This window comes from Paraclostridium sp., from assembly GCF_051657365.1.
Classification (GTDB): domain Bacteria; phylum Bacillota; class Clostridia; order Peptostreptococcales; family Peptostreptococcaceae; genus Paraclostridium.
The window spans coordinates 1-13,213 of sequence record NZ_JBOFKN010000098.1 but is presented as its reverse complement, the minus strand read 5'-3'; the positions used below and the strand labels follow the sequence as shown (position 1 = coordinate 13,213).

The window sequence follows — 13,213 nt, the reverse complement described above, 5'->3', positions numbered from 1 at the left end:
TCCCCTATCAATCTATTTCTATATTTTCAATTGATATGTCAAGTATATCTACTAAACTCTCTTTAATCTCGTCTTTTGATTTGTTATCTGAGTTTTCTTTAAATACTTGCTTATCTTTTTCACTCTCATTAGATTGTATGTCCTTTTTTGCTTCCTTATTACTATCTTTTTCTTTAACTTTTACTTTACTTATATCTGCTCCGTCCAATTCTATGTCTTCTAATTCATATCCATACTCTTTTAATTTAAGTTCTAGTATGCTTTTTAATCCATCTTCATATCCTGATTTTAAACTCTCATCCCCTGTATTTTTTGATAAATTATTCATGCTTTCTATATATTCTTGATTATATTTAGTGTATGTTTTTAATAACCTATCTTCTAAACTTATATCTTGTGAAAAAAAATTCATTATAGGATTTATAACTATAAATATAAATATAAAATTTAAAACCAAATTAATATAAGATTTTATTTTGGAAGAAGGTAAAACCATATTAACTATATTTACTATAAAAGCAGCAACTAAAATACTTATTATCCATGCTTTAACACTTTCTAACATCGTTTCCTCCTTTTATTGGGCCACAACGCTAATAGATATTACTATTGCAATGGTAACGAAAAACATTATTGTTATAGCTATTATACAAGCTAGCATTATTGCCATAAGATTTGATATTTCATTTAAAAAATTTGATATACTATCTTCTCCTACAGGCTCTACAATCATTGCCGATGTTTTGTAAACCAATATTATAGAAACTATTTTTATTATAGGTATCAAGCATATTCCTACTAAAATAATTAACCCTACTCCTCCAAATAAATTTTTTATTAATTGTGAAGAAGATAATATGATATCAAATGAATCAGATACAAAACCTCCTACAACTGGTATGAAATTTCCAATAGCAAATTTAGTGCTCTTTACAGCAAATCCATCTAAACTTTTAACATACATTCCTTGCATAGAAACCAGAGCTAAGTATATGGTGAATATAGCACCTATTGTTATTAAATTTATTTGCTTTATAAATGATGCTAATTTTTTTAATTTTATACTATTAGAAATATTATTTATAACTAATATTGCAAATCCTATTGTTATAGATATAAATAAAAAATTCTTAAATACTATATTTATAAAAGTTACCCCTCCCATGAATATAGGTGTCATAACAGTGGATGTTAGTGGAAATCCCATAACCACTAAAAATGTAATTAATATAGGCATTACAATTTGCATTAAATTTATCATACTATCAATGGTGGTATTACATATGTTTAAAACATCTTTAAATCCTACTAATGTTAAAGTTACCATTACTATAAATACAATATAAGTAGTAACTTGACTTACAGCTCCTGATGAAAAAGAATTATCAAGACTTTTTAATATTGATGACAAAAGCGCTAACACAAATATTATAGATGCTACTTTTAAACTAGCTTGAACCTCTTGAAATAAAAATAATTTAAGACCTTCTTTATCAAATAAATCTAACATTGTTTTTTCTCCAGATATCAAACCTTTTATAAACGTTTTAATATCTATATCAACAATCAGTTCCTCTTCTTTTATATGATTTTGTATTTCTTCTAAATTTATCTTATTTAGTTGATCTGTTATATATGAATCTACACTTTCCTTTACTTCTTTATCGTTGGCAAAAGAAATATTCGTAAATGTAAATCCAATTAGTATGCATAATATTATACTAATTAAAATTTTTTTCATATGTACTCATTCTCCTATGGAATTATATTTAAAATCATATCTATAATAGATATTAAAATAGGAAATGACATAGTCATAACTATAATTTTTCCTCCAAACTCCAACTTAGCTGCAATATTTCCTTCCCCGCAATCCTTACATATTTGAATAGCAAACTCCATCAAATAAGCTATCCCTATTAATTTTATTATTAACGATATGTACATAGTCGGTATATTAGCTTTGCTTGCTAATTCATTTATGCTTTCAATTATAAAGTTAAACTGATATGTTACTGATAACAAAATCATTATTCCTGTTAATATACCGATAAACATAGCCATCTCTGGTCTATCTTTTTTTATAATCAAACATAATATAGTTGATACAAGCGCAAGCCCTACTAACTTCATTACATCCAAAAAATCTCCCCCTTAGTACAATTGAAACATTGTTCTTACAGCATTGAACAAGTCATTAATTTCTGTTATAACCATAGTAAGAACAATTATCACTCCTGCAAGTGTAGTCAAGGTAGTCCAATCTTTTCTATCTGTTTTTTCAAGTATCATATTAAGAACAGATATTAATAATCCAATTCCTGCAACCTTAAAAATTAAAGTTATATCCATATTTATACCTCCTACATTAAGAATATTCCTACAACCAATCCTATTATAGTAGATAGTTTCTTATAAACTACCCCCTTTTTATTTATATCTTCTTGACTTTGTGTAGTTAATTTTTTAATATTTTCAATAGATAAATCGATCATTCTTTCTTGAGAACATATATCCCCTTTACCGAGAGTTAAAATTAAATTTTTTAATTCATCTACCTCCTTATCTTGAAGGTAGGTTTCTCTTTCCATATTCTTAGAATTTTTTTCCAATATTTGGTCTAACGTGTAATTATTTTCACTTCTCAAATCTTTACTCATATTTTCAAAAAAACTATGAAATGATAATTCTTTATTCTCACCTACTCTAAAAAATATTTCATCTAAAGTATATAAACCAAATGCTAAGTCCATCCTCATTATCTCTAATATTCTTATGAGTTCATTTAACTGTTTATGCCTTTTTGTATACGCTTTATAAATGTATTCTCCTATTAAATAACTACATGCAACTAACAAACTAATAAGCATTATTTTAATTTGCAAAATACCACCTCTTTTCTTCTAGGTCGTATATTTTTTCTATAGTTCCAGGACCATCTTTAGCTGATAATATTATTACTTTTTTAAATAACTCTTTATCTAATAATTTACTTAATTCTTTTCTATCTCTTATATCCTCTATAGAATCTCCATGTACAGTCGTTATTAAGCTAACTCCTCCATTTAAAGCAGTATATAAGGCTTTAATTTCTTTTTCGCTACCAATCTCATCTGTGACTATAACATTTGGTGACATAGCTCTTAAAAGCATCATTATCCCTATATCCTTAGGGCATGTTTCAATAACGTCAGTCCTTATCCCTATATCCATTTGTGGAATTCCTAAATACGAACCTGATATTTCATTCCTTTCATCTATTAGTGCCACTTTAATTCCATCAAACCCTAATTTTTTATTTCCACTACTTATATTTCTTACTATGTCTCTAAGTAAAGTTGTTTTACCACATTGTGGTGGTGAAATTATCAAAGTATTGTTTACCTCTTTTGAATTTTTAATTATATGGTTTAAAACTTTATCCGAACAATCTATTACTTCTCTAGATACTCTTATATTTAAAGATGATATGTGTTTAATATTTTTAACTTGTCCATCTTCTATAATCACCTTCCCTACTATGCCTACTCTATGACCGCCTTTTAAGGTTATAAATCCTTTTTTAATATCATCTATAAATGAATGTATAGAATACTTGCACATAAGCTGAAAAGTTTGTTCTATATCCTCTTTAGTAACCTCATATGAACTTGAATTTTTAGTATCTAAGCTATTGGATTGTTTATTATAAAAATAATCTGTATTGTTAGCATTTATTATTAATGGCTTTTTGATTCTAAGTCTTATCTCTTCAATATTTATATTGTTATTTTGTATTTTCATTATTTTTTCTTTTAAACTGGATGATATAGAGTTTAAAATTTCATCAGAAAGTTTTTTCATTGTTCTTGTCCTCCTTTGTTTATATAATTATATTTTCATTAAGTTATATATATGACAAAAATATTTTCTTTTATTTTCAATAAAAAAGAAGCTATTCAAAAAATTTTTAAATAGCTTCTTTTAATATATTAAATTACAAAAAGCAACTCAATATCAACTATGAAAGTCAATTTGAGTCGCTATATTTTTATTCATATTTTTTAAATGCTAAAGTTGCATTATGTCCACCAAATCCCAAAGAATTCGATAGTGCATATCTAACATTCTTTTCTTTTCCTTCATTTGCAACATAATCTAAATCTAATTCTTCGTCTACATTTTCTATATTTATAGTAGGTGGTACATATCCATCATATATCGACATTGCACATACGATAGCTTCTACCGCACCCGCAGCACCTAGTAAATGACCTGTCATAGATTTTGTAGATGAAACACATAAATCATATGCATGATCTTTGAATACATCCTTTATAGCCATAGTTTCAAACTTATCATTATAGTAAGTTGATGTTCCATGTGCATTTATATAGTCAACTTCATTAAGAGGTATATTCCCATCCTTTATAGCCATACTTATTGATCTAGATGCACCTTCTCCATTTTCTGCTGGAGTTGTCATATGGTATGCATCTGCTGTTGCTCCATATCCAACTATTTCTGCATAAATTTTAGCACCTCTTTTTAAAGCATGTTCTAAATCTTCTAATATAATAACGCCTGCTCCTTCTCCCATTACAAATCCATCTCTATCTTTGTCAAATGGTCTAGATGCAGTTTTAGGATCATCATTTCTAGTAGACATTGCCTTCATATTACAGAACCCAGCAAATGAAAGTGGAGTTACTCCAGCTTCACTACCTCCAGCTACCATAATATTAGCATCTCCTCTTTGTATTACTTTAAATGCATCCCCTATCGCATGTGATCCAGATGCACATGCTGTAGATACATTAGTATTTGGTCCTTTTGCCCCTAACATAATAGAAACTTGACCTGCAGCCATATTTGCTATCATCATTGGAACGAAAAATGGACTAACTCTTCTGTTTCCTTTTTCTAATAAAATTTTATGTTGTTCTTCTATAGTTTCTACTCCACCAATGCCTGAGCCTATTATAACACCCATTTTTTCACCATCAACTGAATCTAAATCAAGTTCAGAATCTTTTACTGCCATCTGTGCTGATGCCATTGCAAAATGAGTAAATCTATCCATTCTCTTTAATTCTTTTTTACTTATATAATCTTCAGCATTAAAATCTTTTACTTCTCCAGCTATTTGAGTTTGAAATGAGGATGCATCAAATTTCGTTATTGTATCTATACCACAAACTCCATCTTTTATGTTGGTCCAAAATGTTTCTTTTCCTGTTCCAACTGGAGTTACACAACCTAATCCAGTTATAACAACTCTTTTTTTCATAACGTATCCTCCACTATTTATTAGCTTCTATATATTTAACTATATCTCCTATGCAGATAAATTTCTCTGCTTCTGTATCTGGTATTTCTATTGAGAATTCATCTTCAAGTGCCATCATTATTTCAACTGCATCTAATGAATCTGCTTCTAAATCTTTCATTAGAGAAGTCTCCATAGTTACCTCTTTATTATCTATTCCTAATTGATCCTTTATTATTTCTACAACTTTTTCAAACATAGTTATTTCCTCCTAAATTTTTTATTTTCATTATAATTTTTAAGTATTTATTGCATTACCATTCCACCGTCTACATTTATTACCTGGCCAGTTATATAACTTGACATGTCACTAGCTAAGAATAAAACTAAATTAGCTACATCTTCAGGATTTCCAAATCTATTTTGCGGAATATTTTTTAGCATGTTTTCTTTTAAACCTTCATTTAAAACACTTGTCATATCTGTATCTATAAATCCAGGTGCTATAGCATTTACAGTTATATTTCTTGAAGCAAGTTCTCTTGCGCTTGACTTAGTAAGTCCTATAACTCCAGCTTTTGATGCACAGTAATTAGCTTGCCCTGCATTTCCAATAATTCCTACAACAGATGATATATTTATTATTTTTCCATATCTTTTTTTCATCATATATTTAGTAGCAGATTTAGTACAATTGAATACACCTTTTAAATTGATATCTATAACTCTATCAAAGTCCTCTTCTTTCATTCTCATTAAAAGACCATCTCTAGTTATACCTGCATTATTAACTAATATATCAACTTTACCAAATTCTTTTACTACAGTATCAATCATATTATCAACTTCACTAGATTTAGATACATCACATTTTAAAACCATACTTTTTACACCATATGATTCTATTTCTTCTTTAGTTTTTAAAGCTTGCTCTTCATTTGAAGTATAATTGATTACTACATTAGCTTTAAAATATGCTAATTTTATAGCTATAGCCTTACCTATTCCTCTTGACCCGCCAGTTACTATAGCTACTTTTCCTTCTAGATTAATCATTATATCTCACCTCTTTTATAAGTTTCTATAAATTCATTCATAGATTCCATGTTATCTATGTTATAAATATTTGTATTAACTTTTTTATTATTAGATATCTTCTTGATAAAACTTTTCAAAGTTTTTCCTGGACCTATTTCTATGAATGTATCAAAACCTTCGTCTATTAACTTTTCAATTGAATCTTCCCATAAAACAGATGAGCTTACTTGACTTACTAAAAGATCTTTATAATTATCTGTATAATACTCTGCATTTACATTAGAAACCACAGATACTCTACATTTTTTTAAATTAACATTATCCAATTCTTTTTTAAGTTTTTTTCCTGCTGATTGTAGCATAGATGAATGAAAAGGTGCGCTTACATTTAATACTACAGCTTTTTTAGCTCCGTTTTCTTTGAATAAATCTATGCTTTCTTTTACTGTATTCATTTCACCTGATATTACAATTTGTCCTGGAGAATTATAATTAGCAACTTCAATTACTCCATTATCAATTTCATTTATAACTTTTTTAACTTTTTCTCTATCTAATCCTAATATAGCTGCCATAGTTCCTTTTCCAAGAGGTACACTTTCTTGCATATATTTACCTCTTTTTTTAACTACAGCTACAGCATCTTTAAATTCAATTGCATCAGCCGCAACTAAAGCACTATATTCACCTAATGAAAGACCTAAGCAAGCGTCATATTTTAAATCTATTTTTTGTTTTAAACTTTCAAACAGCGCTATACTATGAGTAACTATAGCTGGCTGAGTATTCTCTGTTTTAGATAATTCTTCATCACTACCTTCAAACATTATTTTTTTCAATTCTATTCCTACTGAATTTTCAGCTTCATCTATTACTTGTCTTGCTATATCATCATTTTTGTATATGTCATTTGCCATTCCTACATACTGAGCTCCTTGCCCAGGAAACACTAAAGCAACTTTACCCATGTGATACCTCCAAGTCTATATCTATTTTTGATATTACAGATTTAGCTTCACTCATTATATCTTCAATAATTTGTTTGCAAGGTTTTACATCATTTATATATGATGCTATTTGACCTGCCATAAAAGATCCATTATCTATATCTCCATCTATAACAGCAGTTCTTAATGAACCTATGCCTTTTTTATCTATATCTAAAGGATTAGCTCCTTCTTTTTCCATATTTAGTATATCCTTAGCTAACTTATTTTTTAAAGTTCTAACAGGATGACCTGTACTTCTACCTGTAACTATAGCATCTCTATCTTTTGATTTTAAAATAAGTTGTTTATAATTTTCATGTACTACACATTCATCACTACATATAAATCTAGTTCCTATTTGAACTCCGCTCGCTCCTAAGCATAAAGCTGCTGCTAAACCTTTACCATCAGCTATACCACCTGCAGCTATAACAGGTATATTAACATTATTAGCAACTTGAGGTGTTAAAACTATAGTCGTCAATTCGCCTATGTGGCCTCCGGCTTCAGTACCTTCAACAATTACCGCATCAGCTCCATATTTTTCCATCCTTTTTGCTAAAGCTATGGTTGGAACTACTGGTATTACCTTTGTGTTAACTTCTTTCAATTTTTCTATATACTTAGCTGGATTACCAGCCCCTGTTGTTATAACTTCTACTTTTTCTTCTACTATTAAATCAATTATTTCATCAGCAAATGGAGATAGTAACATCACATTAACTCCAAATGGTTTATCTGTTAATTTTCTACATTTAATTATTTGTTCTTTTATAACTTCTTTCGGTGCATTTCCTGCAGCTATTATACCTAATCCACCTGCATTTGAAACACCAGCTGCTAATTCAGCAGTTGCTACCCATGCCATTCCGCCTTGTATTATAGGGTATTTTATATTTAAAATCTTACATAATTTATTCATAATTTCCTCCTTATATACTCCATCTAATCACGGAAGCTCCCCAAGTTAATCCGCCTCCAAATCCTACTAACACTATATTGTCGCCTTTTTTAATTTTACCTTCTTTATAAGCTTCATCTAGTGCCACCGGAATTGATGCAGCTGACATGTTTCCATATCTATCTAAGTTTACATGAACTTTATCCATGCTTAATTTTAGTCGTTTTGCTGAAGCTTCTATTATTCTTATATTAGCTTGGTGTGGTATAAGGTAATCTATATCTTGTATATCTAAATTTGCACTTTCTATACATTTAACAGATGCATCTTGCATTATTCTAACCGCAAATTTAAATACATCATTTCCTGCCATTTTTACGTAATGCAATCTATTTTTAACAGTCTCTTCACTAGCTGGTTGTTTTGAACCTCCAGCTGGTATATTAAGATAATCCTTTCCATTTCCATCAGACCCTAGATTAGTAGATAACACTCCACCTTCATCAACAGGACCCATAACTACCGCTCCAGCTCCATCACCAAATAAAATTGAAGTAGATCTATCTTCATAATCTAATATCCTAGACATCGCTTCTGATCCTATAACTAGTACATGCTTATATGTATTAGTCTCTATAAATTGTTTAGCTATTGTTATTCCATATATAAATCCTGAACAAGCTGCTTCAAGATCAAAACATACCGCTTTCGTTGCCTTTATATTAGATTGAACTAAACATGCTGTAGATGGGAATACCATATCAGGAGTAATTGTTGCTACAATAATTAAGTCTATGTCTTGCGGAGTTAAATTAGCATCATCTATAGCCTTAATAGCTGCTTTAGTTGCAAGATCTGACGTAGCTTCATTTTTATCTACAATTCTTCTTTCACTTATTCCTGTTCTAGTTCTTATCCATTCATCTGATGTGTCCATTATCTTTTCAAAATCAAAGTTAGAAATTACTTTTTCAGGTAAGTAACTACCAACTCCTACTATACCAGCCTTTGTATTCATAAATTAACCTCCAAGTGGTACTTTTTCTATTCTTCTTTATTTTCTTCTTCTATAGTCTTTACAAACTCTTTTATATCTTCAACTACGTTTCCTTTTGCAAATTTAACAGCTTGATTTATCGCATTCTTAACAGCTTTTGCATCAGAACTTCCATGTGCTTTTATAACTCCTCCATTTACTCCTAGAAGAGGGGCTCCTCCGTATTCTGCATAATCCATCATACTTTTTAATTTTTTTAAATCATCTTTTAAAAGCAACGCTCCTAGCTTACCTTTCGTACTAGCTAAAAATGTTTCTTTTAATAACCCTAGTATAGACATTGCTATACCTTCCGCTGACTTTAATAAAATATTACCAGTGAAACCATCACATACAACTATATCCGTATAAGAGTTTATAAGTTCTCTTGCTTCTATATTTCCAATGAAGTTTAACTCTAATTTTTTAAGTTCTTCATATGTTTTTTTAGTTAAATCATTTCCTTTACCTTCTTCAATTCCAACATTTGCAAGTGCAACTCTAGGATTTTCAATACCTAATACCTTTTTTGCATATATATTACTCATACCAGCAAATTCAACTAAGTTGATTGGCTTGCAGTCTGCATTAGCTCCTCCATCTGCAATAAGTGTCATTCCACCTTTTACATTTGGTATCGCAGGACATAAACAAGGTCTATCTATACCTTTTATTCTTCCAACCACAAATAAACCACCTGCTAATAAAGCTCCTGTATTACCTGCAGATACTACTGCATCAGCTTTATTTTCCTTAACCATTTTTAAAGCAACTACCATAGATGAATCTTTCTTAGATCTTATTGCTTTAACTGGCTTATCTTCATTTTCTATAATCTCAGTAGTATGAACTATTTCTAGTTTACTTCTGTCAAATTCATATTTTGAAAATTCATTTTCTAATGTATCTTTATCTCCAGTTATTATTATATCTACACCATATTCTTTTATGGCTTTAACTACACCTTCTACATTAGACTTTGGTGCATTATCTCCACCCATTCCATCAATTACAATTTTCATATTTTTCTCCTCCTAAACCAACTCTTCAAATATAAATTTACCTCTAAAAATTTGTTCCTGCGCTTTATTATTAACTACAACTTTTACATAATGTTTTTTATCAACATTTTTGTATATTTCTGCTTTAGCAATAAGCCTGTCTTTTTGTTGTATGTGTTTAAGCGTTTTTATATTGGCAAATCTCATTATTACTTTTGGCGCATCTATAATAGCCATAGCCAAAGAGTTTGCTAATGAAAATATATATTCATCTTTAAGAGTTCCAGTTTTGGAGTAAATCATATCCTCGGTAATATCTAACATAGATATGCCTAATTGACCAACAGATAAGTCAATTATTTCTCCTGTTATCTCTTTTATACCTAAAGTTTTAACTTTAGATGTCTCAGTTTCAGCTATTTGCTTAACTCTTTCTCTAAGCTCTGGAATATTTAATGTAAGTCTATCTAATCTTATAGTCTGTATACTTACATCAAACACGCTGGCTAATTCTTCATCTGTATAAAAAGGATCATTCTTTAGCATATCGACAAGTTCATGTTGTCGCTCTGCTTTATTCTTCTTTTTCATATTACCTCCAAGTTTTTATAGTTGGAATTAGTACCAACTACTAATAGTAGTATATAATATTAATTATAAATAATCAACTACTTATTTATTTTTTATTTATAATTTTATAAGCATATTTAAATTTTATCATAAGTTTTACCGTAATTAAGCAAAAAAAAACATGTAGAGTATTCTACATGTTTTTTAGAAGTATTACTTAGATACAACTTCTTTACCTTTATAATATCCACAGTCTGGACATACTCTATGTGGTAACTTTGGCTCATGACATTGTGGGCAACTTACGAATCCAGTTGCTACTATCTTTGAGTTAGCTGCTCTTCTCATTTTTGTATTTGATTTAGATGTTTTACGCTTTGGTACTGCCATTTACGCCACCTCCTTAGTCATTTTTAAACATTTCTTTTAATTTAGCAAAACGGGGATCTATTGTATCCTCGTCGTTCGCGACTTCATTACAAGAACAAACTCCATTATTTAGGTTTGTCCCACAAGTTGAACAAAGACCCTTACAATTTTCATCGCAAAGAACTCTTTGAGGTAAGTTAAAATCTAATGTCTGCTCTACTAAATCTATGAAGTCAACTTCATCATTTAGATAAGTATAAACATCAAATTCTTCTACTTCATTTTCATCAACTTCTTCTTTAATTAAAAATCCTTGAATAGGATAACTTAATTTTACTTCTACTTCATTTAAACATCTTGCGCAATGATCAGCTATATTAAACTCAACATTACAATCTAAAAATAATCCCTTATTAGTATTACTTATCTTTCCGTTTAAAGTTAATGGAGAAGTTAATTTATAAGTATCATCACAATAATTAATACTATCAATTTTTTCGCAAAAATTCAAGTCTAAATTATCAGTTTCTCTTCTTATAATTTTATCTAAATTAATTTTCATTAAGTTCACCTCAATTTATTGCCAAATTTATTATACAAATATAAACTATGTTTGTCAAGTATTTTTACTTGATAGTTAATTCTTATATTGGCAAAAATTAAGGTAGGTTTTAACCTACCTTAATAGTATTATATCCAATTGCAATTATTTTACTAATGCAACAGTATCTCTTGCTATCATTAACTCTTCGTTAGTTGGTATTAATAATATCTTAGTTTTAGAATCTTCTGTAGATATTACTCTTTCTTTACCTCTAACTTTATTAGCTTCTTTATCTAACTTCATTCCTAAGAATTCCATGTTTGAAGCTATAGTTTCTCTTATTTCTATTCCATTTTCACCAACACCAGCAGTAAATACAACAGCGTCTACTCCGTTCATTTCTGCAGCGTAAGATCCTATATATTTTTTAACTTTTTGAACATAAGCATCTAATGCAACTTGAGCTTTTTCATCTCCCTTTGCAGCAGCTCCTTCTATATCTCTGAAATCACTAGATATACCAGTCATTCCGTATACTCCAGATTGCTTGTTCATTAAATCAGATAAACCAGCAGCAGTTAATCCTTCTTTTTCCATTAAGAATGGTAATATAGCAGCATCTATATCTCCACATCTAGTTCCCATTATTAAACCTTCTAATGGAGTGAATCCCATAGATGTATCTACACATTTACCACCATCAACAGCAGCTATAGAAGCTCCGTTTCCTAAGTGACAAGTTATTATCTTAACATCTTCTATATTCTTTCCAAGCATTGCTGCAGCTCTTTGAGATACATACTTGTGAGAAGTTCCGTGGAATCCGTATCTTCTTACACCGTACTTAGTGTATAACTCATGAGGTAAGCCATATAAGTAAGATTTCTTAGGCATAGTTTGGTGGAATGCAGTATCAAATACTCCAACCATTGGTACTCCTGGAAGTATAGCTTCACAAGCTTCTATTCCCATTATATTAGCTGGGTTATGAAGTGGTGCTAACTCAACACACTCTTGTAATGCAGCCATAACTTCATCAGTTATTTTAACTGAACTAGCAAATTTCTCTCCACCGTGAACAACTCTGTGTCCAACAGCTTCAACTTCGCTTATTTCTTTAACTCCACCGAACTCTGGATGAACAACACTTTCTAATACTAATTTAATAGCATCTTGGTGATTTTCCATTGGTTGCTCTACTACAAGCTTACCTTCTACTCCATCTTTCTCTTGCTTTAATATAGAACCTTCTATTCCTATTCTTTCAACTAATCCTATACATAAAACTTCTTCATTTGACATATCTATTAATTGATATTTTAGTGAAGAACTACCACAGTTTAATACTAATACTTTCATTAGTATACCTCCTTAAATCTTTACCAATAATTATGTAAATTTTTATTTTCAATTTTTAGAAATTGACTGATATTACTTGTATACATTAAACAAATTTATTCATTATTACTATATCATTTTTTATAATAAAAGTATATACTTTATAAGATTTTTTAATT

Annotated in this window: 17 protein-coding genes; all 17 read right to left on the bottom strand. The window is 29.5% G+C overall.

Features of this window, described 5'->3' with window-relative positions:
- Window positions 1-7: 7 nt before the first annotated feature.
- Window positions 8-565, bottom strand: a complete 558-nt coding sequence (locus ACRCYC_RS06990) for a stage III sporulation protein AF (RefSeq protein WP_438618410.1) — start codon at window positions 563-565, stop codon at window positions 8-10.
- Window positions 566-577: 12 nt separating this feature from the next.
- Window positions 578-1,741, bottom strand: coding sequence for a stage III sporulation protein AE (spoIIIAE, locus tag ACRCYC_RS06985; RefSeq protein ID WP_438618409.1), 1,164 nt, complete (start codon window positions 1,739-1,741; stop codon window positions 578-580).
- A 14-nt stretch (window positions 1,742-1,755) separates the two neighbouring features.
- Window positions 1,756-2,133, bottom strand: a complete 378-nt coding sequence (gene spoIIIAD, locus ACRCYC_RS06980; RefSeq protein ID WP_438618433.1) for a stage III sporulation protein AD — start codon at window positions 2,131-2,133, stop codon at window positions 1,756-1,758.
- Window positions 2,134-2,154: 21 nt separating this feature from the next.
- Window positions 2,155-2,352, bottom strand: coding sequence for a stage III sporulation protein AC (gene spoIIIAC / locus ACRCYC_RS06975; protein WP_195947195.1), 198 nt, complete (start codon window positions 2,350-2,352; stop codon window positions 2,155-2,157).
- An 11-nt stretch (window positions 2,353-2,363) separates the two neighbouring features.
- On the bottom strand, window positions 2,364-2,885 hold the full coding sequence (locus ACRCYC_RS06970; protein ID WP_438618408.1) for a stage III sporulation protein AB: 522 nt from the start codon (window positions 2,883-2,885) through the stop codon (window positions 2,364-2,366).
- A complete protein-coding gene (spoIIIAA, locus tag ACRCYC_RS06965) occupies window positions 2,875-3,843 on the bottom strand; it encodes a stage III sporulation protein AA (protein WP_438618407.1) in 969 nt (322 codons plus the stop codon). The genes ACRCYC_RS06970 and spoIIIAA overlap by 11 nt, the downstream gene beginning before the upstream one ends.
- Window positions 3,844-4,030: 187 nt before the next feature.
- Window positions 4,031-5,269, bottom strand: a complete 1,239-nt coding sequence (fabF, locus tag ACRCYC_RS06960; protein WP_438618406.1) for a beta-ketoacyl-ACP synthase II — start codon at window positions 5,267-5,269, stop codon at window positions 4,031-4,033.
- A 13-nt stretch (window positions 5,270-5,282) separates the two neighbouring features.
- Window positions 5,283-5,507, bottom strand: a complete 225-nt coding sequence (gene acpP, locus ACRCYC_RS06955) for an acyl carrier protein (RefSeq protein ID WP_021433827.1) — start codon at window positions 5,505-5,507, stop codon at window positions 5,283-5,285.
- 47 nt (window positions 5,508-5,554) lie between these two features.
- Window positions 5,555-6,304, bottom strand: coding sequence for a 3-oxoacyl-[acyl-carrier-protein] reductase (gene fabG / locus ACRCYC_RS06950; protein WP_438618405.1), 750 nt, complete (start codon window positions 6,302-6,304; stop codon window positions 5,555-5,557).
- Window positions 6,304-7,254, bottom strand: a complete 951-nt coding sequence (gene fabD / locus ACRCYC_RS06945; RefSeq protein WP_438618404.1) for an ACP S-malonyltransferase — start codon at window positions 7,252-7,254, stop codon at window positions 6,304-6,306. The genes fabG and fabD overlap by 1 nt, the downstream gene beginning before the upstream one ends.
- Entirely contained in the window at window positions 7,247-8,197 is a 951-nt protein-coding gene (gene fabK, locus ACRCYC_RS06940; RefSeq protein WP_438618403.1) for an enoyl-[acyl-carrier-protein] reductase FabK, read from the bottom strand. The genes fabD and fabK overlap by 8 nt, the downstream gene beginning before the upstream one ends.
- Window positions 8,198-8,207: 10 nt before the next feature.
- The gene (locus ACRCYC_RS06935) at window positions 8,208-9,194 is read right to left on the bottom strand and encodes a beta-ketoacyl-ACP synthase III (protein WP_438618402.1); all 987 of its coding nucleotides are present in this window, start codon (window positions 9,192-9,194) and stop codon (window positions 8,208-8,210) included.
- A gap of 26 nt (window positions 9,195-9,220) precedes the next feature.
- The gene (gene plsX / locus ACRCYC_RS06930) at window positions 9,221-10,234 is read right to left on the bottom strand and encodes a phosphate acyltransferase PlsX (RefSeq protein WP_438618401.1); all 1,014 of its coding nucleotides are present in this window, start codon (window positions 10,232-10,234) and stop codon (window positions 9,221-9,223) included.
- Between the two features lie 12 nt (window positions 10,235-10,246).
- The gene (gene fapR / locus ACRCYC_RS06925) at window positions 10,247-10,804 is read right to left on the bottom strand and encodes a transcription factor FapR (RefSeq protein ID WP_438618400.1); all 558 of its coding nucleotides are present in this window, start codon (window positions 10,802-10,804) and stop codon (window positions 10,247-10,249) included.
- A 192-nt stretch (window positions 10,805-10,996) separates the two neighbouring features.
- The gene (gene rpmF / locus ACRCYC_RS06920) at window positions 10,997-11,173 is read right to left on the bottom strand and encodes a 50S ribosomal protein L32 (protein WP_438618399.1); all 177 of its coding nucleotides are present in this window, start codon (window positions 11,171-11,173) and stop codon (window positions 10,997-10,999) included.
- A gap of 13 nt (window positions 11,174-11,186) precedes the next feature.
- Window positions 11,187-11,714: a YceD family protein gene (locus tag ACRCYC_RS06915; RefSeq protein WP_438618397.1), complete on the bottom strand. Its 528-nt coding sequence runs from the start codon at window positions 11,712-11,714 to the stop codon at window positions 11,187-11,189.
- Between the two features lie 144 nt (window positions 11,715-11,858).
- Window positions 11,859-13,055 (bottom strand): acetate/propionate family kinase, encoded by a 1,197-nt coding sequence (locus ACRCYC_RS06910; protein WP_438618396.1) that lies wholly within the window; start codon window positions 13,053-13,055, stop codon window positions 11,859-11,861.
- Between the last annotated feature and the right edge of the window lie 158 nt (window positions 13,056-13,213).